16 protein-coding genes and 1 riboswitch are annotated in these 26,004 nt (G+C 42.7%); of the genes, 11 read left to right on the top strand and 5 right to left on the bottom strand.

The genetic code is table 11. The features are described from left to right. Positions 1-8 precede the first annotated feature (8 nt). The 4 genes from MKY19_RS29560 to MKY19_RS29545 all read left to right on the top strand — a co-directional run bounded on the left by MKY19_RS29560 (position 9) and on the right by MKY19_RS29545 (position 4,958). Complete coding sequence (locus MKY19_RS29560) at positions 9-692, top strand: response regulator transcription factor (RefSeq protein ID WP_339799423.1); 684 nt, start codon at positions 9-11, stop codon at positions 690-692. A 1-nt stretch (position 693) separates the two neighbouring features. Next, entirely contained in the window at positions 694-1,662 is a 969-nt protein-coding gene (locus MKY19_RS29555; RefSeq protein ID WP_339799421.1) for a HAMP domain-containing sensor histidine kinase, read from the top strand. Positions 1,663-1,744: 82 nt separating this feature from the next. Continuing rightward, entirely contained in the window at positions 1,745-2,416 is a 672-nt protein-coding gene (locus MKY19_RS29550) for an ABC transporter ATP-binding protein (protein ID WP_339267882.1), read from the top strand. Position 2,417: 1 nt separating this feature from the next. After that, positions 2,418-4,958: an FtsX-like permease family protein gene (locus MKY19_RS29545; protein WP_339799418.1), complete on the top strand. Its 2,541-nt coding sequence runs from the start codon at positions 2,418-2,420 to the stop codon at positions 4,956-4,958. Positions 4,959-5,024: 66 nt separating this feature from the next. Here MKY19_RS29545 and MKY19_RS29540 read toward each other — a convergent pair whose 3' ends face one another. Then, positions 5,025-5,876 carry a leucine-rich repeat domain-containing protein gene (locus tag MKY19_RS29540; protein WP_339799417.1) on the bottom strand — a complete coding sequence of 284 codons (852 nt, stop codon included), beginning with the start codon at positions 5,874-5,876 and terminating at the stop codon, positions 5,025-5,027. 245 nt (positions 5,877-6,121) lie between these two features. On the opposite strand from MKY19_RS29540, the gene MKY19_RS29535 reads away from it, so the two are divergent. From MKY19_RS29535 to MKY19_RS29520, 4 genes are all read left to right on the top strand, one after another. Beyond that, entirely contained in the window at positions 6,122-7,105 is a 984-nt protein-coding gene (locus tag MKY19_RS29535; RefSeq protein WP_339799415.1) for an EAL domain-containing protein, read from the top strand. 115 nt (positions 7,106-7,220) lie between these two features. Next, positions 7,221-7,787, top strand: a complete 567-nt coding sequence (locus tag MKY19_RS29530; RefSeq protein WP_339799413.1) for a hypothetical protein — start codon at positions 7,221-7,223, stop codon at positions 7,785-7,787. Between the two features lie 157 nt (positions 7,788-7,944). Next, positions 7,945-8,031: riboswitch (cyclic di-GMP riboswitch) on the top strand. Positions 8,032-8,185: 154 nt separating this feature from the next. Then, positions 8,186-13,999, top strand: a complete 5,814-nt coding sequence (locus tag MKY19_RS29525; RefSeq protein WP_339799411.1) for an NPCBM/NEW2 domain-containing protein — start codon at positions 8,186-8,188, stop codon at positions 13,997-13,999. A 437-nt stretch (positions 14,000-14,436) separates the two neighbouring features. Continuing rightward, positions 14,437-15,072, top strand: coding sequence for a response regulator transcription factor (locus MKY19_RS29520; RefSeq protein ID WP_339267869.1), 636 nt, complete (start codon positions 14,437-14,439; stop codon positions 15,070-15,072). A 97-nt stretch (positions 15,073-15,169) separates the two neighbouring features. Here MKY19_RS29520 and MKY19_RS29515 read toward each other — a convergent pair whose 3' ends face one another. Next, positions 15,170-17,002 (bottom strand): patatin-like phospholipase family protein, encoded by a 1,833-nt coding sequence (locus MKY19_RS29515; RefSeq protein ID WP_339799408.1) that lies wholly within the window; start codon positions 17,000-17,002, stop codon positions 15,170-15,172. 230 nt (positions 17,003-17,232) lie between these two features. Between MKY19_RS29515 and MKY19_RS29510 the strand changes: the two genes are divergently transcribed. Then, the gene (locus MKY19_RS29510) at positions 17,233-22,311 is read left to right on the top strand and encodes an AAA family ATPase (RefSeq protein WP_339799406.1); all 5,079 of its coding nucleotides are present in this window, start codon (positions 17,233-17,235) and stop codon (positions 22,309-22,311) included. After that, complete coding sequence (locus MKY19_RS29505; RefSeq protein ID WP_339799404.1) at positions 22,308-22,961, top strand: response regulator transcription factor; 654 nt, start codon at positions 22,308-22,310, stop codon at positions 22,959-22,961. The genes MKY19_RS29510 and MKY19_RS29505 overlap by 4 nt, the downstream gene beginning before the upstream one ends. Positions 22,962-22,973: 12 nt before the next feature. Here MKY19_RS29505 and MKY19_RS29500 read toward each other — a convergent pair whose 3' ends face one another. Continuing rightward, entirely contained in the window at positions 22,974-23,279 is a 306-nt protein-coding gene (locus MKY19_RS29500) for a DUF2752 domain-containing protein (RefSeq protein WP_339804567.1), read from the bottom strand. An 85-nt stretch (positions 23,280-23,364) separates the two neighbouring features. Beyond that, the gene (locus tag MKY19_RS29495) at positions 23,365-23,703 is read right to left on the bottom strand and encodes a DUF4234 domain-containing protein (RefSeq protein ID WP_052404459.1); all 339 of its coding nucleotides are present in this window, start codon (positions 23,701-23,703) and stop codon (positions 23,365-23,367) included. A 218-nt stretch (positions 23,704-23,921) separates the two neighbouring features. Here MKY19_RS29495 and MKY19_RS29490 point away from each other — a divergent pair, with 218 nt between their 5' ends. After that, positions 23,922-24,263, top strand: coding sequence for a zinc ribbon domain-containing protein YjdM (locus MKY19_RS29490; RefSeq protein WP_042131582.1), 342 nt, complete (start codon positions 23,922-23,924; stop codon positions 24,261-24,263). 74 nt (positions 24,264-24,337) lie between these two features. On the opposite strand, the gene MKY19_RS29485 is transcribed toward MKY19_RS29490, so the two are convergent. After that, entirely contained in the window at positions 24,338-25,993 is a 1,656-nt protein-coding gene (locus MKY19_RS29485; RefSeq protein WP_149645573.1) for a diguanylate cyclase, read from the bottom strand. Between the last annotated feature and the right edge of the window lie 11 nt (positions 25,994-26,004).

Here is a 26,004-nt window from a genome sequence, read left to right as displayed (position 1 = left end):
TATGAACCATGCCCAATATCTTAATCGTAGAAGACGACATCGCATTGAATAACGGTATTGTCCTCTCTTTAAGGCAGGAGTCTTTTAGCTTTCTACAAGCCCTCACAATTAAACAAGCCGATCAATTTCTTGTCAGCCATGAAATTGATTTGATTATTTTGGATATTAATCTTCCTGATGGTAATGGTGCTGAATGGTGCGGAGAAATTCGCAAGACTTCCGCTGTTCCCATCTTAATGTTAACTGCTAATGATATGGAGATTGACGTAGTGACGGGGTTTGAGCTAGGTGCGGATGATTATATGACCAAGCCTTTTAGCCTCATGATTCTACGGGCGCGAGTAGCGGCACTTTTGCGCAGAGCGGCTTCGGACAAGGGCGTCACATCCGTCCTGCGGATTGATGATTTCAGCTTTAACTTTGATGAGATGGAATTCACGAATAAAGGACAGCAAGTCGTTCTAAGTAAGACGGAGCAGAAGCTGTTGCGTCTGCTTGTCTTAAATAAGGGGATTACAGTTTCACGTGCTACATTAATTGATAAGATCTGGACGGATGGTACAGAATACGTGGATGAGAACGCATTGTCCGTTACGATTAGCCGCCTGCGCAATAAGTTGGAGGAAGTACCAGCAGCGCCTCGGTATATTCAAACGGTGTATGGAATTGGATATACGTGGGCGGTGAAATAACATGCCAAATGTTTATATGTATGTGATCGTGGCGGTAGTCGTTGCTGCTATTGCTAGTAGCTTGACCGCGTTCATTTATAATCGCAATAACAAAGCTATGTTTAATCAAATAAATTCGATGTTGGATAAGGCCATTAATAATACGTTTGCGGAATCCAGCTATGATGAAACAATGCTGTCTCAAATGGAGACGAAGCTGAATCGATTTCTAATTGCGTCCACCACAGGTGAGCGGGATATTAGTAGGGAGAAAGATCGCATTAAGATGCTAATCTCGGATATATCGCATCAGACGAAGACACCCATTGCTAATATTCTACTGTATGTCCAGCTATTACAAGAGCAAGAGCAAACAGGCAGTCCTACAGCAGATCTGAGTAGCCAGATCGCACAGCAATCGGAGAAATTGAATTTCCTGATCCAAGCGTTGATTAAGACGTCACGAATGGAGGCAGGAATTATCTATGTCAATCCGCAGCCCAATCGAATCAAGGATTTAATCCAATGTACAGTTGCCCAGGTAGAAGAGCAAGCACAACTCAAGCATATAAGTCTCAATATAGAATGTGAAGAGGAGTTAACTGCCATATTTGATCCCAAGTGGACCGAGGAGGCCCTCTTTAATATTGTAGATAATAGCATCAAATACACACCTGAACAGGGTATGATTACGATCTCTACCACAGCATATGAGTTATTCATACGTATGGATATTACAGATACGGGTATCGGTATGGAGGAACATGAGATTAATCTGATTTTTAAACGCTTCTATCGCTCGCCTCAGGTGAGTCAGGTAGAAGGTGTAGGTATAGGACTTTACTTGACAAGAGAGATTATAACGATGCAAAAGGGCTATATCAAAGTGAGCTCTGCTGTTCAAAAAGGTTCCACCTTTTCAATCTTCCTACCGAGAGAGCCTTCTCCCTCCAAATCTTTCAATACTGATAGATTTACGAAAGAAGCATGAAAGAAGTGGCTGTTATAGTCTATATCGTAGGATGCTAAAGGCATTTACGGTATAGATTTTTTCTTATGGAGGATGATTTCGAATGAAAATATTAGAGACCTGTGATCTGATGAAACATTATGGAAATGAACTGAATAAAGTACGCGCTTTAGATGGTATTAATTTAGCTATAGAGAATGGAGAGTTCGTTGCCATTGTAGGAACCTCGGGCAGTGGTAAATCTACATTGCTACATATGCTAGGAGGTCTGGATCGTCCTACTAGCGGTGAGGTATTAGTCGAAGGGAAGAACATCTTTGATCTAAAAGATGATGAATTGACGATTTTTCGTCGCCGCAAGATCGGATTTATTTTTCAAAACTATAACTTAGTACCGATATTGAATGTATTTGAGAATATCGTTTTGCCCATTGAACTAGATGGGAATAAGGTAGATCAAGATTTTGTTGGACAAATTGTGACAACGCTAGGACTAGAGAGCAAGCTGTATAGCCTGCCTAATAACCTTTCCGGTGGACAGCAGCAACGGGTAGCCATTGCGAGAGCCCTTGCCACTAAACCAGCAATCATTCTGGCTGATGAACCTACAGGTAATTTGGACAGCAAGACAAGTATGGATGTGCTGGGATTACTTAAGGTAACAAGTAAGCAATTCAATCAAACGATCGTCATGATTACTCATAACGAAGAGATCGCTCAATTGGCGGACCGTGTGATTCGCATCGAGGACGGCAAAATTGTAGGTGGTGAGTAACATGATGAAGGTTTCCAATCGGAAGATTGTATCTCGGCTTGCCTTTGCCAGCTTTAAAGCTAACAAGACTAGAAATCTGATGGCGATTATTGCGATTTCATTAACTACTGTTTTATTTACCACGCTGTTTACGATCGGTATAGGGATGGGAGAGAGCTTTCAGAACCAAACGATGCGACAAAGTGGGGGTAGTGCTCATGGGGCACTTAAGTACATTACAGAAGAGCAGTTCAACGCGATCAAAGATCATCCGCTGATTAAAGAAATTGGTTATAACAAATTCATTACGTATGCTGATAATCCAGAGTTCTTGAAGCGTCCCGTGGAGATGCGGTATGAGGATGAAGCGGATACTAAGCTACGATTCACTGCACCAACGACAGGGCGTATACCACAGCAAGAAGATGAGATTATTACAGACAGCATGACCTTGGATCTGCTCGGAATTCCTCATCTGGTAGGTGAGAAAGTAACGCTGTCCTATACGATTAAAGAAAAGATTTACCATAAGGATTTCGTGTTAAGCGGTTTTTGGGAAAGTGACACAGCTTCCCAAAATGTGGGAACTGCGGTAGTGTCCAAAGCATTTGTAGATACGGTTTTGGCTGATATACCGCTCACCTATAAAACGGATTATGATATGACAGGTACAATCAGTGCAGATATTCTGTTCAGCAATAGCCGAAATATCCAGCAGAAGCTTGAACAAGTAGTTACAGAAAGCGGCTATACCTATCGTTCAGACGATAGTGTAGGTCCCGCGAGCTCCACCGATATTGAGGGTAATCCGAACTGGGCATATCTATCATCAAGTTTTAATTTCGATCCATCAACCCTCATATCTGCCGCTGCAGCAGCGATACTGATTATTATCACAGGATATTTGATCATTTTTAATATCTTTCAAATCTCCGTCATTAAGGATATTAAATTTTATGGATTGCTGAAAACGATTGGAACAACGTCTAAACAGATTAAAAGCATGCTTACTAAGCAAGCACTACTGCTTTCTGTAATCGGTATTCCCTTTGGATTAGTAATTGGATTCGTCATAGGTAAAGCTTGTTTACCAATGATTGTAGGAGTCAGTGAAATTGGGGCCACAGTAGCCGAAGTGTCTCTGAATCCAATTATATTTATTGGAGCGGCATTATTTGCGCTAATCACTATATTTATTAGTACTCGTAAGCCTGGCAAGATAGCAGGTAGTGTTTCCCCTGTGGAGGCGGTACGTTACAGTGAGGTTACCGATCATATCCATAAAACCAGTAAGAAGGGTACCGATGGTGGTAAACTGCATAAAATGGCACGCTCTAATCTCAGCCGCAACAAAAAGCGTACGCTGTTAGTAGTATTGTCACTCTCGCTTAGTCTAGTAGTGCTTAATACTGTATTTACGCTCTCCAAGGGAATGGATATGGATAAGTATCTTTCGAAATTCGCAGATACGGACTTCCTGATCGGTCATGCCAATTATTTTAATCTGAATATGTTTCGTTCTGAAGAAGATGAGTTATCTGAAAGCTTTATTCATGCCGTAAAGTCTCAGCCAGGATTCGAAGAGGGCGGTAAATTATATTACAATTTGAGTGATAGTAAGATTCACTATACTGGCGATAATCGAATCGCTTATACCGGTCATAGTCTTCTTCTTCCTGAAGGCGATGATCAACAGCTTGATTTATATGGGTTAGAGGATTTGCCTTTCTCAAGGCTTGACATTGTGGAAGGAGAACTGGATTTAGACAAGCTTGCGACGGGAAAATATATCATTGAAGGATTACCTGCTGATGATCATGATAATGTTCAATGGGATGTCGACCGCTACAAAATTGGGGAGAAGGTACAGATCACTGTAGATGGTCAAATGTATGAATATGAAGTTCTAGCGAAAGCAAAAACAGACTATTATACGAATACCAATCGCAGGGGAAGCAGCTTTACGATGTACCTGCCTGCAGATGAATTTACTAAGATTGTTGAACGGCCTATAGTTATGACTTATGCATTTAACGTTGAGAAAAACTATGAGCAAGCTATGGATACCTTTCTGAAGAGTTATACGAAAGATACTGAGCCTCTTATGAATTATGACTCTAAGCTGACCTTACTAGATAGCTTTAAAGGACTACAAAGCATGCTTATCAATGTCGGTGGAATGTTATGCCTGATCATTGGTTTGATAGGTATTTTGAATTTCATTAATTCCATGCTGACTAGCCTACTATCCCGTCGACAAGAGTTTGCGATTATGCAAAGTATAGGTATGACGGATAAACAATTACGTAAGATGGTAGTTTTTGAAGGACTATATTATGCAGCTGCGACGATCATTGTTTCGCTTGTTCTCGGTATACTCTTTTCCTATGGAGTTATTGGAGGTATGGTCGGGAACTTGTGGTTCTTCAGTTATAAGTTCACCATTATCCCTTTACTGATGGCATATCCTGCGCTACTTGTCCTGTCTGTTATTATTCCGTATGTTGCCTTTCGGAGTATAAGTAAGCAAAGTGTTGTGGAACGATTAAGAGATACAGTTTAAGCTTGAACAAAAGGGAACAGATTGGGCGAAAGGTCCAAGTCTGTTCCCTTTTTTTTATCAGTGTGACTATTTATAAACGATACATCCTCTTTGCTCTAATTGCTCTACAATGTCTGTTCCCCTCAAGCTGTGATTCCATCTGAGATCCAGCTTCTCTAATCGATCCAGCTGTAGCAGGGAATCTGGAATCTCCTGCAGATGATTATCTCTTAGGTCAAGCTCTATGAGGCTGCTTAGTTGACCTATTTCCTCAGGCAGCTGATTCAGTTTATTTTTTCTAAGGTTCAGTCTTCTTAGCTTGCTTAGTTTACCAATGGATAAAGGCAGCGCAGCAATTCGATTATCACTTAAATCAAGAATCCGAAGCTCTTCTATAGCACCCAAATGCTCGGGTAAAACGGTCAGTTGATTGCCATACAGATGGAGCTCTCTTAACCCTTTTATTTGTGTGATCGAATCAGGTAGACCTTCTAGCTGATTGTAATATAGCCGCAATTCAATTAGACTGCTCATTTCGCCTATACGGACAGGCAATTGCTTGAGGTGATTATCTGTTACGTTCAGATACTTGAGCTTCTGGAGATTACAAAGCTGCTCCGGCAGCTGTTCGAACTGATTATTGCTTAGATATAGAAAGGAATCCAACCCTTGCAGTCCGCCAATGCTCTCCGGCAGTACTTTTAGTCGATTATGGCCTAAATCCAGCATTTGCAAGTGAACTAAACGACTGATGTTGTCGGGTAACCGTTCGATTTCATTACCCGCATAATTTAGTACTTCTAATTCATCATGAAGGAAGAGCTGATCGGGAATCTCTTTAATGTGGTTGTTGTACATGCTGAGTTCTAGTAGAGGATTACTCTCAAAAATGATCTCTGGCGTTTCGGTAAGTCCTTTTCCGTCAAAATTATATCTCATGAATGGATCTCCTTTATAATTCGTATTGGCATCAAGCCTATGTGACAACGTTACGATAGAATATAACAGGATGATGATTTATTATCAGTATGTTGGCATACAAAACTATGGAATGTTTTTTGATATTCAACATCAGCAGATCACCGTGTTAGACCCGGCGTATTTACTGGAGTATACGGATTTTGATTGTGACTAGTAGTTCCGGGATCTTTTTCAGAGAATCGTTAATTAGAGGGGTTACCAATATGGCTTGTAATCATTGTGCAGTAAGAGAGCTGGATTTTCAAATCAAGGTTCATGGTGAGCTTAATCTTAGGATTTTACCTGAGGTTATTCATCACTTGAGTAGAAGTAATACGATACATAAGGTAGAAGAAAATGTGATTACAATTAAGGAGGCTGGGGTGCGGGATTTTCTAGATTTCTGTAATGACCATATGGAGTCGGAGCAGTTTGAATTCCGTATAGATGACCAAACATGGAGACCTCTATCCGAATTACCCACTGTACTTGATATGGAGTGGATTGATGAGGTTATAACTAAGGGCTTAGTTACTTGTCACTTCCAACCGATTGTGAACGTACGGGAAGAGATTTTTGCATACGAGCTCCTATCCAGATTTAAAAAAGAAGATGGGTCCCTTATCTATCCTAATGAGATTTTTGCGGCGGCACGGAATCGTGGGCGTTTATATGCTTTAGACCGGTTATGTAGAATGACTGCTGTAAAATATGCTGCACCCTTAAATAAAAAAACGTTTATTAATTTTATCCCAACGTCGATCTACGCGCCAGAGTTCTGCTTAAGATCAACCGTTGAACTGGCCAATCAATTAGGCGTCGATCCCTCTCTTTTTGTCTTTGAAGTTGTTGAGACGGAGAAAGTGGATGATCTCGCTCATTTGAAAGCTATTTTGACATATTACAAGGATCGGGGATTTGAATACGCTTTAGATGATGTTGGCGAGGGCTTCAGCACGATCGAGATGTTATTGGAGCTTAAACCCCATTACATGAAGCTGGATATGAAATATGTTCAGGGTGTGTACAGCGATCTGAACAAACAGAAAATAGCTAAACAATTTTTAGAAAAAGCTTTAGAAATCCAATCCGTTCCTTTAGCAGAAGGTGTGGAGTTTAGAGAGGACTTTGAATGGCTTAAGCAGAGTGGTTATCAGTTGTTTCAGGGATATTTATTTGGAAAGCCTGATCCTATTCCCAAACAGTGATACTAATGAGTATAACTCCGTCTAGAGGATGAGATGAATTTCAGGTCAGAGTCTGAGTACAGCCAACCCCCGGGGTTGTATAATTAAGGTAATTGAGAAAGGGGACGGGATGGATATGAAATGGCATAAGTACATCACACACTGGGCGGATTCTAGAGGGTTAGGTGGACGAGAAATTGATTATCAATGGCCGTCTCCATCATTTCCGGTGGTAAGTATTCGCAGCAATTTGGGTCGCTACTCAGGTCAGGGGTATGGTCACGGAAGCAAGCCACAAGTGAAGACAGCTGTTGGATTAATTGCTATTGGAGATGTAGCTGTAGGCTTGATTTCCATAGGTGCGATAAGCGTAGGGGTTCTATCCGTGGGTGCAATATCACTAGGAATGTGGTTAGCCCTTGGAGCGATAGCAATTAGCTGGCTTGGCTTCGCAGCTGGAGCGATTGCCATTGCAGGAGTGGCTGTAGGCGCGATCGCGATAGCCGAAAAAGCGTTGGGAGCTGTCGCCATAGGTGATACGGCATTTGGGGCGGTAGCCATAGGACGGATTGCTGGGGGAGCAGTAGCTGTTGGCCAATGGGCATATGGCCTAATCGCAGTTGGCGAGCATGGCTTCGGGTTAATTCCCATCACGGGCGATGTGTGGAATTGGTTCCGGCGTTTGTTTGGTGCGGGGAGTTAAGTAGACCTCCAGTCCTAAAGTGTCCTTTCTCTTCCGGGATACTCGATAAAGAATATCTATCACGATAGAAAAAGTAATTGCAATTACCTATTCGGATTTCATACCAATTAATCATGCGATCAGATGTAGCGTTATGTTACTCTTTGTAATGTATTCGAAACTTCATAGGCAAACCTATGGAAATGTAGGGACGCAAAGCTATAGGGACTAAGGTTATCATAACTATTGTCAGCCAGCTGCCAAAGAGTGTATTACGCTTTTTGTTAAAGTTTAATAAAAATTAAGTCTTAGTTTTTATGCGACTTTATACGCAATCAAGCTACTCTTTTGGGGTAGTTTTTTTTGTGCCTATTTTTAGGCACGGAAGAGATTCATATTACATCTGGGGGGTAGAAAAGATGAAAAAAATGATTGCGATCGCTACATCGGCAGCCATGTTAGCTAGTTTTTCGAGTGAGGCAGGTTATGCTTTAGCAAGTGATGTAAGCAAGGTAAGTGTAGTGAACACTGTAGTACAAAGCAAGGCTGACCTATTCAGCAATGCGTCAGTTATTCCGTTTGATCTGTACGGCAAGGCTATCCTAGGCGCTTATAATGATGTTTTTAGAATGAATCCTGCGAATATTAAATCCATTACCAATAACGGTGGCAACTACTCAGGTTCACCTATAGCTAAGGCTATGGATGGCGATATGAGTACGCATTGGGAAACGGGCAAACCGAACAGTTCAACGTTTACGAATGAGGTTGTCTTTGTTTTCAATGAGTCCACTGAATTAAATAGAATCGTATACGCTGCAAGACAATCCAGTGCAAAGGGGAAGGGGTTTGCTCAGGAATTTGATATTTATGGCTCAACTACGGATGCAGGCGATTATACGCTAGTATCCTCTGGAGAATATAAAGGCGGAGCAGGTGACGTAGTAGAGATTCAGTTTGCACCTACAGCCTTCAAGAGACTTAAATTTGTCTTCAAAAAAGCTAACCAAGATTGGGCGAGTGCAGCTGAGTTTTCTTTTTACAAAGAAGATACCGTATCCGCTAAAATGAAAAATTTATTTACAGATGATACCTTGAGTCAAGTTAGCACAGCATTTAATACGGTGGAGAAATTAACGGCTTTAGAACAAGAAGTACAGACACATCCACTGTACGCGCAGTTTCAAGCAGATATAGAGAATGCAAAAGTACTTCTGGAGAATCATCAAATAGAGGCAACAGCAGCTAAGGTTTCGAAGCTAAAAGGCTATGGTACAGCATACGAAAATGCCTATAGCGAAGCTTATAGAATGCCCAACTCTAATGTATCAAAAGTAACGGTGAACGGTGGAAGCTATCCAGGTACGAAACCGGAATACATGCTCGATGACCAGCCGAATACACACTGGGAAACGAACAAAAACAATGATGACAGCTTCACGAATGAAGTCGTGTTTGAATTAGCGCAAGCGAAAATACTAGATAGAGTGGCTTTCCTGGCTAGAGATAACCGCAAAGGCTTCCCAGAGGCTTTTGAAATTTATGCATCAGAAACAAGTAAGGGAGAGACCTTCCAACTCGTATCTAGCGGAACCGCGACTAGTACGAATGACTTTCTGGAGTTTAAATTCGAACCTACAAAGTTTAAAAGATTGAAATTCAAGTTCACAAAAGCCAATATCAACAGACCCTTTGCAGCTGAATTTAGATTTTATACAGAGGATAAAGTAAGTGAAGCTGTAAATGGTATTTTCACAGATGGCACGATGAGTGCGGTTGTTCCTGCTTATAATAGCGTCGAAGCAATCAACGAATTAGAAGAAGCGGCAAAAGTACATCCGCTCTATCCAATCCTGAAAGATTCTTTGGATTTAGCTAAGAAGCTAGTGAATGGTGAAGTTCAAACTGAAGGCACCATCATTGAGGCGGAACAACGTGGAGATATGAAAAAGCATGCGCAGGAAAACCTGAGAATTGGTTTCGGGACGAACAACCAGCCTACAGGTCTCGTTGCAATGCCTGGAGATACAATCAACGTTTATGTGGACGCAGCTTCGAGCGATAAACTACCTTCTTTAGTCTTTTCTCAACAAGAGGCGGCTTGGAATGTTTGGGCTAGAGGTGTGCAATTGCGTCCAGGTAAGAATATTATAACCGTTCCTGAATTTGCTACGAATAGTTATTATGCACATGAAGTGACTAAAGGCGGTACAGTGTATATCGTCAATCCATATACAGCAGAGGAACAAGGTAAAGCACCTATGATCCGGTTCGAGGGGCTTACCAAGATCCCTATGATGACCAAGACTACAGATCCTGAACAATTTAAAGCCTTCTTAACCACCTATAAACAAAAATTAGATGAAGATAAGGCAGCGCATCCGAATGTTCAAGATCGCGAGCTCATCGATGTGGTGGAAATGGTCAGCGATCATGTTATTTTCACAGGAACTGCGACAGAAGCTTATAACAAGTTTATTACGCAAGAAAATGATCCGCTGGGTACCGTAACCGGCTATGATACTTGGATGAAGACGATCTTTGACTTCTATGGCTTGGATGGCAGTAGTGTGATTCATGATGCGAAGCTAATTCGTGAGAACATCCGATTGATGCAGCCTTATGGTGCGATGTATGCAGCGGGAGATCATACAGGGATACAAATTGGGACCGTAGGGACGATGTTAGGTGATTTTAACAAAGTCTATCCAGGATGGGGATTGAATCATGAAATAGGGCATCGCTTGACTATGGGTGAACGAGAATATGGTGAAGTAACCAATAATATGGTGTCTATGCTGATGTCAGTCTATGCGGACTCGATGGATACTCGTATTCCTTTTGAAAGTGATATTTATAAATATGTAATCGAAGAAAATAAAGTGGTTATGAATCAGCAGGGCTTATTTGCACAGCTCGGTGCCTATTGGCAGTTAGAATTAGCGCATCCGGGTTACTGGACAGAACTGACCAAGCTGTACCGCGAGCGGAAGGTCTCCCTTCCGAACGGCGACAATTCCAAGCAGCAGTATTTGGTGGAGTTCTCCTCTGAAGTGCTGGGGTTAGACCTAAGTAGCTATTTTGCCAGACATGGCTTCACTGTGAATCCTGAAACGAAAGAGAAGTTAGCTAAATACCCAGCACCGAAAAAGCTCTGGTATTTAAACAATTCAGTGGTTCATTATGAGGGAACAGGAATAGCAGATAAGAATGTTGCGATAAAGGTTAATATCACGCCTAACACTACTGCTAAATCGAACACATTAAGCTTCAGTATAGATAAGGATCTTAAGAAAGATTTCTTAGGTTATGAGGTGTATAGAGACGATAAGTTAGTAGGGTTTACTGGGACTGACCAGTTCGTGGACACGAATGTAGATAGCAGCATCAATTATACGTACAAGATCGTTGGTTATGATAAGAAGCTGAACCCACTGAAGCCGGTACAGGTTAAAGCCTTCAAGCCAGCGCTGTCTGTTGAAGATCAAATTACGTTAAAGCTTAATCAAACTTTTGATCCAATGAACTATGTAAAAGCGACTAACTACCAAGGGAACGATATTACTGCTAATGTCACCCTGAAAGCAAATACCGTTGATGTAACGCAAAAAGGCGACTACGAAGTGGTATATGAAGTGAAGAACGAAGGGGTTACAGAAACCAAAACTACACTGATTACGGTAACGAGTGACTATGCTTATCTTTCGGATCTTACTGCCAAGTCAGTCGTTGTTGGTTGGGGTGAATTAAAGAAAGACAAAGCCGTTTCTGGTGGAATCATCACCCTTGTTCGACAAGGGTTAGCTGCGACCTATACCAAGGGAATCGGTGTACATGCGAACTCTGAAGTTGTTTATGATATTGAGGGTAAAGGTTATGACTTCTTTGAAAGCTACATCGGGATCGATCAAGCGATGAAAGGAAAGCCATCCTCTGCAACCTTTGAAGTGTATGTAGATGGAGAGAAGAAATTCACGAGCGATGTTTTCCGGGCAGGGACAGAGCATGAATTTGTGAAAATACCTGTGACAGGCGCGCGAGAAGTGAAGCTGGTTACCACAGATGCTACAGACGGCAATGCTTCAGATCATACGGTATGGGCGGATGCGAAGTTTACGAATACTTCAAGCAAGCCTACTATCACAGTGCCTGAAGAGACAACGTTTATTGAGCTGAACAGTGACTTTGATGTTTTGACCGGTGTTACAGCCGTTGATAAGGAAGATGGTAACTTGATTGGAGCCGTTGAGGTAAGTCCGAATGGTTTCACTTCAAGCAAAACAGGCACTTACAACGTCGAACTGTCAGTTACAGACCGGGATGGGAATACAGCTGTGCAGACCAGAACAATCGTTGTGTATAGCGCTAGTAAATACTTGAGTGATACAGCTTGGCAGTCGGCAAGAACGGATTATAATGTTGTTCGTAAGGATAAGGCAAGTTCTAACAATCCGATTAAACTACTTGTAAATGGCGTAACCAAAGAGTTCGCTAAGGGTTTAGGAACGCATGCTAACTCTGAGATTGTATATAATCTAGCGGGCGCAAACTATGAATATTTTGAAACGTTTGTAGGGGTTGATAGAAATATCCCGGAGCAAAACAACTCTAGTGTGATCTTCAAAATTTTCGCCGACGGGGTAGAAGTGTATAACAGCGGACTGATGAAATTTGGCACGGAAGCCAAACTAGCTCGAATCCCTGTGAAGGGTGTAAGTGAATTGAAATTGGTATTAGACAATGCAGGCAACGGAAATGCATCAGATCACGGTGATTTCGCGGATGCGAAGTTTATAATTCTGAACAGTACCCCGGAGCTTACCATAGCTAAATCAGTATCTACCAAAGTGGGCCAAGCAATAGCAGTAGGTGCAGACTATTCGGCAACAGATTCAGAAGATGGTGACTTGACGGCACAAGTAAGGGTTACGGGTGAAGATCAAGTTAAATTTAACAGAGCTGGAAAGTATCCGATCACGTACACTGTAACCGATAGTGATGGGAATATGACGACAAAGACTAGAACCATTGCCGTGGTCGATATGACAGACTTTACGTATCTAACGGATTACGACTGGAATTCTACTCAGAACAGCTATACTGCGCCTTTGAAGGATAAATCTATTAGTGCCAATACGCTGAGATTAACCGATGAGAGCAATCAAGTAGTGTCCTACGAGAGAGGGATTGGAGCACACTCTAACTCGACGATTGTATACGATCTAAGCGATAAGAACGCGGACTACTTCACTTCCTATGTGGGTGTAGATCGACAAATGTATGGTACGGTCGGTTCGGTGAGCTTTGAAGTGTTTGTCGATGGAGAGAAGAAATTCGATAGTGGGGTTATGGGCTCCAGAGATCCGCAGAAGTTCATCGAATTGGATATTAACGGAGCTAAAGAGCTGAAATTAGTCGTTACAGACGGCGGAAATGGCAACGGATCTGACCATGCTACATGGGGAGGAACCAAACTACATTTTGCGAATGGAGATCACCTATTCACTGGAGATCTGGAGCAAGCCATTGCAGCGGCAAAAGCAATTTCTCTAGAAGGCTTCACGGCTGAGAGTATTGCGGCATTTACGGCAAGCCTTTCGAGTGCAGAAGCGGCTTTGACTAATCCTTCTGTCACACAAAGTGAAATAGATGCAGCCTCGGCAGCGTTACAACAAGCAATAGAAGGTCTGACCGAAATAGACCTTACGCAAGTCATTACCATTGCGGACAAATATATAAGTGCTTCGATCAAGACTACGTTAGGCGTAACTGGAGAACTAACGCTAGGGGATATGTATAACCTTACAACGTTAACGAGCGAGACAGGAAGAGCTAGATCCTTGGAAGGTCTACAGTATGCTAAGAACCTAGAGACACTTGATATTACTGGAAATGAAATCACTGACTTCTCCCCATTACAAGGGTTAACTAAACTAACGAGCTTATTGGCTGACCCTCAAGTGGTAGAGGTGGGAGGATTAAAGGGACCTGTGGTTGAATGGACCAATCCGGTGAAAGGGCTTGATGGCAGTAAAGTGATCCCTAGTTCGGCAGGGGTCAGAAACACTGGAACATCTAAAGAAATCATGTTTGATATGAATGAATGGGCAGCTAATCCTGATGTGTTCACTATAGACCTATCGAACGAGGAGAAGGGAACTTACATGCTGGGGTTAACTTACCAAGTCGCAGGTAATCTCGTACAATTAATTTCTTTTATTGATAACAATTAAATCCCATAGGCAGAAGAAAACAGGCGAATTGTGGTGTATTCAACCATGATTCGCCTGTTTTTATATTGGGCTTACGTAATATGAGACTCGTATTATGTAAAAAACATCCATTTTGTAATATGACAGAAGTGATGACAACGCTCACTATAACCAGACAAGTCTATTAATTATAATGAATCAGATGGTTCAACTCTTCCAGCCTACGAATGTTCAGCATGAGTAATCGTGTAGACGTATCTATAACGAAAATGTGACAAGCTATAATTCGATGATAAGTACTTTTCCTAATTTTTTATTTGCAGGGGCTATTGGATTTAAGTCGGAATTCCTGCTCAAGATGGAAGGGGCCAAACGGGCAGACGTTAATTGGACGATATCCTAAGTGGACTTGATATAGAGAATTAAGATTGCCATGAGATTTAGAGGGAGGCTTTTCTATGAAAATCGTTATTGTGGATGATCATCCTTTAGTTAGAAGAGGGCTGGCATCTGTCATTTCAATGCAGCCAGGTGTGCAATTCGCTGGTGAAGCTACGAATGGTCAAGAAGCATTTGATGTGATTGAAGCGACAAATCCAGATATTGTTCTCATTGATCTTAAGCTTGTTAATGAATCGGGCTTGGATATCATTAAGACAGCACGTGCTCGCGGCATGGTTAGTAAGTTCATTCTGTTGACTTCCTCTGCGAGCAGGGAGGATTTTTTGAGGGCTGAAGAAGTACTAGTAGATGGATATGTCCTAAAAGAGGCACTGCCGGAGGAGTTACTCTTTGCTATCCATTTGGTGCATAAAGGGAGAAAGTACTATGATCCTGGTCTAATGGAAGAAAAGATGCGTATTAGCGGCAGCAGTCCGACGGATGAATTAACACCGAAAGAGAAGGAAGTACTGATTGAACTTGGACAAGGTGCTTGCAACAGAACGATTGCTACACGTCTATATATCAGTGAATTTACGGTGAAGAAGCATGTCAGCCAGATTTTAGCGAAGCTGCGGGTTAATGATCGGACACAGGCAGCATTGTACGCAAACGCGATAGGGCTAACGAAATATGAAATGTGTTATGAGTAAAAATATAACATTAGCATTAAATACGAGGAGGTGTCTCAGTAGCAGTTCATAGCTCTTGGGACACCTCCTGAATTTTTCTTTTTTGTATGCAATGTATTTAGGAAGCGGCTATTTTTTGGCGGATTTGGGCAATCGCTTCTCTTGTTACCACTTCTCCGGCGGCTATGTAGTCGTCCGCATCCTTAAAGCTGATTTGATTGAAGCCAAGATCGGGACGCAAGATTACATCCGCTAATTGCAGCTCTTCCTTTATCAGCTTTGCGCTCATGATGTCAATCGTATTCATTAAGGAATCTATTAGATGTCTGGCTGCTCCCTTCGTGAAGGATTCAGGGCAAACGTTAACTGCTATTACAATATCAGCTCCCATGCTCCTTACTAGCGCAGCTGGCACAGGATGAACAATGGCTCCATCGGCTAAGTGCTTTCCTTGATAGTTGACAGGTCGCATGGCTACGGGAACGGCTGTACTTGCGGCAATGGTATGTGCAAGCGAACCCGTCCTCATGATATGAGCCTCACCGGTGGAGACGTCTGAAGCTATCGCGCCAAAGGGTATAGGCAGATCCTCAATTAGACGCTTACCGACATGCTTTTCGATAAAGCTGATAATGGGCGCGTTATGAACAAGGGACCGCATAGGGAAGGTTGGACGCACCAGTTGTCCCCAACTGATCGTAGAAAGAACCTTCATACATTCTTTTACGGACATTCCGGCTGCATAGGCTCCTCCGACCATAGATCCAACGCTTGTTCCTGCGATCATGTCTATGGGAATGCCCTCCTGCTCCAGAATGTTTAACACCCCAAGGTGAGCCATGCCTCTAGCTGCGCCGCTTCCTAACGCCAGACCAATAACTGGGCGGTCTCCTACTTTACGGACTCGGCCGAAGCGGAGATGGTGACTGTAGATCATACGTCCTTCGCTACGAATATAGGCTTCTCTCACGATATTTCGTAATTCCTCTACATTATTGTCTAGGTAAGGGAACAGGGACAGCATGCTCAGGGCATCTTGAGAGAGGATTTCTTGCGCATTGCCCGCTCCTTCTTTTTCTAGAAAGTATTGCGCAAGCAGCGGTATATCTTCAGTTCGCTCACGAAGAGGAGGCACAGGCAAGACCGCTAAGTGGGAAACAATCTTCAAGGGACAAGTGCTAGTCAGGATGATTCGAATCTGTGCAGCTGCCTCCAGCAGCTGTAGTAGCTTCTCAGAAGGACAGGATTCTGCTTCCTCGATGACAATGGTTCCTCCTTTTGCCGCAATAACCTTGGTCTCCCAATCAACAAGGCTCATGTCTGCTACATTTAACACCAGTAGTGGGTATTGACCGTTCGTTGCTCGGTAATGAAGTGCTCTTGCTACATTTACCTTCCCTGTACCGGATTCACCTATCACGACAACATGGACCCGCTCCGTCGACAGATGTTCAATCGATCTGAGAAGTGTGCGCATTTCGGCACTTTCTCCGATCAGTTCACCATAGCGCTCTTGTTCCTCGGATTCATGAAGCTTCATGATGATCTGACTTTTCGAATGCTCCTCCAGTACACGTTCGTTGGAATTTTGGATTCTCTTGATCATGGATTCGATGATCTGGCTGCGGAACTCGCGATTTTTGTCCATTAACAGCAGCATGCCACTTCTGGATACGGATATTACATGAACGTTATCGATCGCTTCTACATGTGCACTGATGGGGTCTCCGGTAAGACAGGACATTTCCCCGAAGAACTGGCCTTTCGTGAGTATAGCCAATTCTACCTTTATTTCCGTACTAATAAATACTTGTACCTGACCGGATACCAAAATATAAACCCGCTGGCTGACCTCGCCCTTTTGCATGATAAGCTTGCCGGGTTCATAATGCTCTTCTTGCATTTCTGGAGCTAACTGCTGTAATTCTTCATCGGACAGGTGCTCAAGCATAGGGTAGTCTATGTAGGAAAGATGCAATTTGAATCCTCCTTATGTGGGGATGATTGAGTATTTTTTCCTATATTATCACAATGGAATTTTATAGATGTCATATGACAAAATAGATGACAAAGTTAATTACAACATAGGATTCTATGGCGAGATCAGATGATATAATGAGTATAATTGCTTTGCGAGATTGCTTATTCTGTCTACCTAATTGTAACTAGGGAGTGCTGTTTATGTTTGAGTTGCAAGGATACCAAACTTTAGATCTGATAGAGACTACCTCAGATATCAGGCTGTACAGACTCCTACGTCAAGAAGATGGTCTTAGGGTTATCGCCAAGACAACTACAGGTGAGTACCCAGGATCTACTATGGTTGATGCTTTTCGTCATGAGTATGACATGCTTAAGCGACTTAGTGGTCGTGGAGCAATCGAGGCATATAGCCTGGAAATCACACCGGATCGGCCAGTCCTTCTCCTAAAAGATATAGAGGGGAGTACGCTGGATCAGATACTGCGTACACCTGATTCACTGGAGCTTCCAGTGCTGCTTCGGATCGCCATCGCTGTTGCTGATTGTCTTATGCAAATTCATCGAGAAAAAATAACACTAAATGAACTGACCCCCGCTCATCTAATCGTCAATCCAATTACTTTTGAAGTGAAATTTATTGATATACGAATGTGCTCCGCTGAAAATGATACCAGTCCATTGTCACCCTTAAGCGGGCGGCCGGATGCCTTGCTTCCTTATATATCGCCAGAGCAAACGGGTCGAACTGGGTTGAACCCGGACTATCGTTCTGACTTTTATTCGCTTGGAGTCATTATGTATGAATGTTTTTCAGGCAGTCGCCCCTTTGAGCTTCATGATGTTGTTGATATTGTATATCGTCATCTTGCAGATACACCTGAGCCTTTACATCGCAGGTTTCCCACTATCCCTCTATCTGTCTCTGACATTGTTGCTAAATGCATGGAGAAGATGCCTGATGCGAGATATGCCAGCGCCTTTGGAATCAAGTCGGATCTTGAGGAATGTCTAACCCACCTACAACAATACGGATACATCGAGCCCTTCCTATTAGGAAGCTGGGATATTCCGGAACGCTGGATGGTATCGGAACGATTCTACGGAAGACATTTTGAGAAACTAAGCTTACGAGAAGCACTGAAACGAGCATCACAAGGTGCTGTAAAGACGGTCTGGCTTAGTGGTGAGAGTGGTATCGGCAAAACAACCTTTCTAAAAGAAACGCTTAGAAATTCGATTTGTTTGGATGGTTTTTTCGCCAGAGGCAAATTCGAATCTCTACATACCTCACTCCCTTATGGCATCTGGCATCAAGTTATAGAAGAATTGGTCAGTCAACTGCTGATGGAAACGAAGCTGCAGGTGGAGGTTTGGAAGCTGCGTATTTTACAGGCAGTGGACAGTTACGGGCAATTATTGATCGAACTTGTCCCTAAGCTTGAGCTCTTGATTGGTCCCCAACCTTCCGTGCCTCCGTTGCCGCCGCTGGAAGCTCAGCATCGATTTCAATTAATAATGAGCCGATTTATTCAACTCTTTCCTCATGAAGATCATCCCTTGATCTTGATATTGGACAATCTGCAATGGGCGGATGAAACATCGCTGCAATATCTTACTTCGCTTATAGAGGACACGGCCACGAGTCATCTGCTAATCGTTCTTTCCTATCGTGATCGGGAAATCACGAGGCTGCACCCACTCAGTAAGCTGGAAAAGCATTTGATAGACCGCAACGTAGTGATGAGTAGAATATCTCTACAAGCGCTTGAACTCACCGATTTAAAACAACTGCTACTGGATGTTATGCGTTACGAGGCTGCTGACTTGGACGAGTTAGCGCGGGTACTTCTGCATAAGACAGATGGGAATCCACTATTTATTAAGCAATTCCTTCAGGATTTGATTGATGATCAGCGAGTGGAATTTGACGAGGATCTTCGAAGCTGGAAATGGGACCTCCAGCGCATTACTGAATTGAATGTTCCTGATAATGCAGCAGCCTATCTTTCAAGTAAGTTACAGCAATTTCCTGATCAGACGGTGTATGCACTTAGTAGAGCTGCATTACTGGGCAGCATATTTGATGTGGGTACGCTTGCCGAAATTACGGAGATTCCGGTAGAGACATTGACCGAAGCGTTGGAAGTCGCTGTAAATGGACGTGTGCTACAACCTGTTAACGGGGAGGAATATACGCATTTTAAATTCCAGCACAACCGCATTCATCGGGCGGCCTATGCTCTTGTTCCCGAAGAGGTGCGCCCAGAGCTACATTGGAGGATTGGCATGCTATTGCTAGGCCGCAGCTCTCTTAGTGAAGGAACGATTCTATTTGAAGCGGTCCATCATTTCAATCAGGCGCTTACATGGATAGATCGCCCCGAACAGAGGCTTCAACTGGTAGAGCTGAACTTACAGGCAGGGATAAAAGCGAAGCAAACGACTGCACATGAGACAGCCTTACAATATATGCTTCAGGCAACAGCGATACTAGAGGAGCAGAGCTGGGAGGAGCATTATGGGCTAACCTTCCGGGTATTTCGTGAGAGGGCCGAGCTTGAATACTTATGTTCACATTTTGATAAGGCTAATGAATTATTTCATCTGTTAATCCATAAAGCTGCGACAAATACGGATAAGGCTTATATCTACGCGATGAAGGTTCAATTGGAAGCAAGTAATGATAATCATGAAGAGGTTATCTCCTTAGGTCGGCATACATTATCGCTATTGAAAGTGAGCCATCAATTTGATCCTAGCTATGTTCAATTGACGCTTCAATGGTTAAGATTGCGGCGCAGACTACAGAAGGTTTCACTCGAATCGCTTAATCTTTTACCGCCGATGACCGACGAGGCTCGTAGAGTCGCAATGACCACTTTAGATCATACGAGCAATGCCTGCTTCTATGTCAACCGAGATGGGTGGCTCGCTTCTTCCTTCACCATGATTGAATTGACGCTCGATTATGGGATGACTCCGGAGGCTTCCATTGGATTCATAGGCTATGCAATGTTTCAATACTATTACTTCCGTAATGATGAAGAAACATTTAAATGGGCCATGCTGGCGTGCAGCTTATCGGAACCCTATCCGAAAGTGCATATGACAACCTTAGCTGCGTTCGCAATGTGCTACGATAGCTGGCGGCATTATGATCCAACTATGCTCCGTATGTTTACCGAGAAAGCAGGTAAAGTGGGACTGGAATCAGGTGACTTATGGAAAGGCAACCAGAGTGTGCTAATCAACTGTGCCTCCCTTTTGCAATTTGGCCATCCGTTAGGCGATATCTATGATCGGTTAATTGCTCATTCCGGTGATTTGCTGCGCCATAACAACAGTCTTCACTGTAAGCAGGCTATCATAGCTGCAGCTACTCTAGTTCGATTGACAGGTTATCGCTCACTAGATGATCCATTTAACATCGCAGAGATTAGCGAACCTGATTTTGCACAGTCGGTTCATGGAGATACCTTTAATTTTATACAAGAAATGGTCTGGATACACCGATATTTGACAGGTTATGTATTTGGGGAGTACCGCGAAGCCAGTGAGGCATTAGCGAAATCAGCTGCCATTATAAAATCACGTGAAGATGGCTTAGACAGTCCTATGCAGACCGTGTATGAATGTTTAGTCTGGGCTCAGTTGTATGAGGAATATAACGCTGAAGAGCAACGTGTATACCGGGTAAAAATGCACAGTCGGCTGAAGAAAATGAAAAGGTTTGCTAAGCGTTGCCCGGAAAATTATGAGCATAAATATTTGTTGATGAAGGCTGAGCTGACTCGCCTATCGCGAGATCCACGACAAGCTGAAGCCTTGTATGAGCAGTCTATTGAGGCTGCTCGTATCAATGGCCATATTCACGATTTAGCGATGGCGGCGGAATGCTACGGCAAATATGGACTTCGTCATGGCAAATTACATCTAGCAAGAATCTATATGACTGAGGCCTACGAGGCTTATCTGCAATGGGGCGCAAAGGCTAAAGCGGTTGACATTGAGCAGCAGCATAGTCATTTGCTGCATATTAAACGGGAGCCCGGGCTCGATCGAGTCGATTCCCTTTCTGTAGTTATGTCTGCTCAAGCTTTATCGGGCGAGATGGAGATGAGTCGATTATTGGCCACGCTGATGCGGATCATGCTCCACAATGCTGGGGCCGAATATGGGGCAGTTATTTTTGATCATGATGGCAAATGGATGGTTGAAGCTTGTGGTACCTCAGAAGCTCAGCATATCGAATCTGTTCCTCTCGGGGAAGAGTCAGATCTTGTTCCGGCAGCGATTATAGCCTATGCAGCAAGAACACAGGAGCAGGTTGTATTACATGATGCGCTCAGTGAGGGGATATTTACGCGTAACGTTTACGTTAGGAAGAATAGATTGAAATCGGTACTTTGTCTTCCTATCATGAATCAGAATAAATTGGTTTGCTTGCTCTATTTGGAGAATAACCTATCCCCAGGTGTATTTACGCCAAGTAGGCTCGATGTGCTCAAGCTGCTTGGTTCACAATGCGCAATCTCAATCGCTAACGCCAAGCTGTATTCGGGAATCCAATATCTTAAAAAAAATCTAGAGGACCAAGTTGTAGAAAGAACTCGTAGTCTGGAGCGTTCGATGCGAGAAACATCTGCGGCTTTGGCCGAAGCTACCGTCTTTGAAGAACGCAATCGTATTGCCCAAGAGATTCATGATATTGTTGGGCATACACTTACATCGACGATTCTGCAGATTGAAGCTGGCAAGCGGCTGCTTCAGAAAAAAGATATAGATAGTGGTTTTCAGCGACTGGTTGAAGCACAGGATCTTGTTCGGCATAGCTTGAATGAAATCCGCGGCTCTGTCCATATGCTGAAGGAGGACAAGTATTCGGACCTCACGGTCATGTTGAAGCAACTGATACGCGATACTGAACGTAATGCGGGCGTTGTCGTCCATGCCATTATTTATGATCTGCCGGAGGCCATGTCAACAGCCTATAAAAAGGCCATCTATCATGCTTTGCAGGAGGGCCTAACGAATGGAATCAGACACGGTAAGAGTACGGAGTTTCATTTTAGTCTGGAGTCTGTCGGAGCAAATTTACAGTTTAGGCTCAAAGATCGTGGGTCAGGAGATACTCATATAGTGATGGGTTTTGGACTCAGGACGATGAAAGAACGGGTGGAGCAACTGGGAGGTAGCTTATCGATCGATTCAGAAATGAATGAGGGCTGTCTACTGGAAATCGATCTGCCAATGCGAAGGGTTGGGAATAGAAAATGAGTAAGATAAAGATTGTAATTGCCGATGATCAATTGTTGACGCGTGAAGGGCTTCGTACCATTCTGGATCTGGAGGATGATATGGTAGTGGTTGGCGCTGCCAAGAACGGGGAAGAGGCCTGCGAGATGGTGGAAGCATTCCAACCCGATCTGGTACTGCTTGATGTTCAAATGCCGATCATGAATGGGATCAGTGCACTAAAACGAATCAAGCAGATTCGTCCGGATATATTCATTCTGATTTTAACCACTTTTATAGAGACCGATTATATTGTTGAGGGTATGGCATTTGGAGCAAGCGGCTATATGCTGAAGGATATGGATGCTGATAAAATGATTTCTTCGATCCGTGATACGATATCCGGGCAATTTATTCTGCCAGCTCCGGTAGCAGCCAAATTGGCGACGAGGATGAATAGATTGACGGAGGAGTACGAACATTGGCAAAGATCCAATGTAGATCGTATGAGTCTGACAGAACGGGAAGAGGAGCTGGCGCAGCTCATTATCCGGGGACTTAACAATCGCGAAATTGCCGATACACTGCATATTGCGGAGGGGACAGCCCGTAACTATATTAGTAATCTTTATAGCAAATTAGAGGTGGTTGACCGGGCTCAAGCGATTGTGCGCCTTCAAGCTATTATGTAACCATAGTTGATGCTAACGAATTACTGTAGGGGCCAAGTAATCAAACATTGGAAAATTTCTCAGTACTCCAAATGTAACGGTTAGGATCAACATCACAGCCATAATTCCATAGCTAAGTGGTTGGATACGTTTCTTTTCAGTAATTAAGTACAACATATACAGAGGCGCTAGAATAAATAGCAACGGGTTAAATCTAAACGCCTGAACGAAGTCGAACTTTAACAAGGATAGAATAACTCTTGTGACTCCACATCCCGGACAATAAAATCCAGTCCATTCATGAAATAGACAAGGTATACCTAGATTGGTTAAAGGCATCCATACAGTGAAATACAGTAAGCCAAGGAGACTTAAGGACACACTCCAAAATAGTTTAGGGTGTGTCCTTCTATGAATCGTAAAATTATACCAATTTGTTAACATCAGATTGCACCAAAGCGTATGTGACAATACCAAAACTAAAGATTGTGAGGATCACGTACAGAGCTGAATTATCGGATACGAGATAGCCGCGTTGTCTTTGAGCTTCTGCAACATGTTTACCGATCTGGTAGGCCCAAACCAGGCTCCATATCCCGCAAGTAATCAATGTTAGAAGAAAATGCTTTCCTCCTGTGAATGTGTAGTCTCCACTTAGCTTTCCAACGTCATTCGTTAGAACAATAAACCAAAATATTCCGTATATTCCACATGTAATTAATGACAGTATAATCGAAAATGCGACACTCCTTTGACTAATCATTGTTCACTCTCCTATGTATTTATATGAAAATTTTACATTATTATCATAGACAATTGTGAAAATATATACAAGATAATATTTAGTGGTTTGTTTTTTAAGAAACGTGGAACAAGCTTACTATCTGGATATAGTGGATTCCTTCATGAATATGAAATATACTTTTAAAGATTAGCCGCAAGACAGCTAGAATTTGAACTACGATTGGAGAAAATGAAACAATGTCTAATTTACCGAACTGCCCGAAATGTAATTCTGAGTACACTTATGAAGATGGAAGTCTACTAGTCTGCCCGGAATGTGCACACGAGTGGACATTAGAATCAGAGTCTGAGAATAGTGAAGATCAAAAGGTTATCAAAGATGCCAATGGTAATGTATTAAACGACGGCGACTCAGTAACTGTAATCAAAGACCTTAAGGTAAAAGGAAGCTCATCTGTTCTGAAGATAGGTACCAAAGTCAAAAACATCCGTTTAGTGGACGGAGATCATGATATTGATTGCAAAATTGATGGGTTTGGGGCTATGAAATTAAAATCCGAATTTGTTAAAAAGATATAAAAGAAAGAATCAGCTTACCTTCGATAGAAGTAGAGCTGATTCTTTCTTTTTTTTAGGTAATATTTAAAAGCGTGTCATCTTATGATTTCAACAATTTGGTTTCGTCCTGCATTTTTGGCTTGATATAAAGCTTTGTCCACAGATTCGAATAAATCATTTAGTTGATTGGTCGGGCTTTCTGCATACTGCTCTGCAAAATTATTAATGGACAGTAGTCCCATGCTTACAGTGATGGATACAGAATGAGCAACCTCATCTACATGTACTTTATTGGCCTCTATCATGAATTTGATATGCTCTGCCCAGAGGTTTGCTTGTGTGTGGTTCGTATTTGGTAAATAGACGATAAACTCTTCCCCGCCATAGCGTGCCAGAATATCCGTCTCCCTTAGCGATTGCTTAATGACCTCTACCGTGCTGCAAATTACAACATCGCCCACTAAATGGCCGTAATTGTCATTCACCGTTTTGAAAAAGTCGATATCCAGTAGAATGATGGCAAAAGGCTGCTTCAATATCATATTTTCTATAATCTCTTGTTCTAAGTACTGCGTTAAGTAATGACGGTTATAACAACCTGTTAAGCTGTCGGTTATGGCCATCTGCTTGAGTTTTTGGTTGGTCTGAGAAAGCTCATTCTGGATTTCAATTAATGCCAGATTACGCTCTTGCAGGATCTCGTTCTGCTGATTAGTCTCAGCAATGAGGCGATGCAGCTCGCTTCTATCCTGAAAGGTGAGAATCCGTCCAACCATGATCTCGCCTACGACAATGGGTTCCGCTGTAATATTGATGTACGCTTGGAGCGAGGTGTAGAATACTTCAACTTCGCTTCTCTCCATGGGCTGTTTAAGATATGTATGTTGAAACAATCGGAAAGCGCTGGCAGTCTGCTCCAGGGGGGTTAGCGCCGATAAGTCGAAGCGATCACCGATCTGTAGGTTGATTTTTGGCAAAAGCGATCGATTGATCTCTACCACAGTCTCGTTATCATCCAGTACAAGAATACCTAGTGTGAGTGTGTCAATGATATCCTGATGAGCGATGGTTACGAGATCAAATATTTTATCGCGATGGATGGCAATGACGAAAAAGATGGCAGAGATTAGTATCCCCAGAGAGGTCATCCCCGGAATCACCGGCTGAGATTTAAACAGTACCACATTAAGAAAGACATCCAGTAATACAAATACAGTCAGCACCAGCACACCTTTGAGTACATGAGTAACCTGTTTTTTGATCCGCTGTGTGGCGTTCGATATAAGCGCTGAATAGATGATATACAGAGAAATAATAATAGTGCAGATCAAGAAGAGAATAAACAGCCAAAAAAGCGGACCATAAGATCTTTCAACATATCCACCATGCATTGGCAGTACAAAGCTTTGCTTTGGATTGACGATCACTCCAATTAAGATCAATGCTGCGACAATGTATAGGATCAGCGTTTTCTTTTTTCGGAGGAGATATGATTTTCCAGTGAGAAATATCGTAAAAAGAAGCCATCCAATCGTTAACAGTATCGAGTCAATAAAAGCTAGCTTCACATAAAACAATTGAACATCGGGATCCGCTGTAGTTTTGAGAGCAAATTGACAGAAGGGCCATAACATCATCGTGAAATGGAAAGTCAAGTAAACCTTATGTAAGTTAGTGATTGTTACAGTAACAAATATGTAGATGAATAGAACGAAAAGAACGAAGAATAATGATAAGTCAATCCATGTCATGACATTCAATT

Origin of the sequence: Paenibacillus sp. FSL R5-0744, from assembly GCF_037972555.1 — a bacterium.
GTDB lineage: Bacteria > Bacillota > Bacilli > Paenibacillales > Paenibacillaceae > Paenibacillus_AQ.
This window is presented reverse-complemented; position numbering and strand designations above follow the sequence as displayed.

Excerpts from the sequence above, each read along its gene's own strand:
- MKY19_RS29555 (WP_339799421.1), top strand. The coding sequence starts at position 694 with ATGCCAAATGTTTATATGTATGTGATCGTGGCGGTAGTCGTTGCTGCT.
- MKY19_RS29500 (WP_339804567.1), bottom strand. The coding sequence starts at position 23,279 with ATGCCTTTAACCAATCTAGGTATACCTTGTCTATTTCATGAATGGACT.
- MKY19_RS29490 (WP_042131582.1), top strand. The coding sequence starts at position 23,922 with ATGTCTAATTTACCGAACTGCCCGAAATGTAATTCTGAGTACACTTAT.
- MKY19_RS29545 (WP_339799418.1), top strand. The coding sequence starts at position 2,418 with ATGATGAAGGTTTCCAATCGGAAGATTGTATCTCGGCTTGCCTTTGCC.
- MKY19_RS29530 (WP_339799413.1), top strand. The coding sequence starts at position 7,221 with ATGAAATGGCATAAGTACATCACACACTGGGCGGATTCTAGAGGGTTA.
- MKY19_RS29485 (WP_149645573.1), bottom strand. The coding sequence starts at position 25,993 with ATGACATGGATTGACTTATCATTATTCTTCGTTCTTTTCGTTCTATTC.
- MKY19_RS29510 (WP_339799406.1), top strand. The coding sequence starts at position 17,233 with ATGTTTGAGTTGCAAGGATACCAAACTTTAGATCTGATAGAGACTACC.
- MKY19_RS29560 (WP_339799423.1), top strand. The coding sequence starts at position 9 with ATGCCCAATATCTTAATCGTAGAAGACGACATCGCATTGAATAACGGT.
- MKY19_RS29540 (WP_339799417.1), bottom strand. The coding sequence starts at position 5,876 with ATGAGATATAATTTTGACGGAAAAGGACTTACCGAAACGCCAGAGATC.
- MKY19_RS29520 (WP_339267869.1), top strand. The coding sequence starts at position 14,437 with ATGAAAATCGTTATTGTGGATGATCATCCTTTAGTTAGAAGAGGGCTG.
- MKY19_RS29495 (WP_052404459.1), bottom strand. The coding sequence starts at position 23,703 with ATGATTAGTCAAAGGAGTGTCGCATTTTCGATTATACTGTCATTAATT.
- MKY19_RS29550 (WP_339267882.1), top strand. The coding sequence starts at position 1,745 with ATGAAAATATTAGAGACCTGTGATCTGATGAAACATTATGGAAATGAA.
- MKY19_RS29515 (WP_339799408.1), bottom strand. The coding sequence starts at position 17,002 with ATGCTTGAGCACCTGTCCGATGAAGAATTACAGCAGTTAGCTCCAGAA.
- MKY19_RS29505 (WP_339799404.1), top strand. The coding sequence starts at position 22,308 with ATGAGTAAGATAAAGATTGTAATTGCCGATGATCAATTGTTGACGCGT.
- MKY19_RS29535 (WP_339799415.1), top strand. The coding sequence starts at position 6,122 with ATGGCTTGTAATCATTGTGCAGTAAGAGAGCTGGATTTTCAAATCAAG.
- MKY19_RS29525 (WP_339799411.1), top strand. The coding sequence starts at position 8,186 with ATGAAAAAAATGATTGCGATCGCTACATCGGCAGCCATGTTAGCTAGT.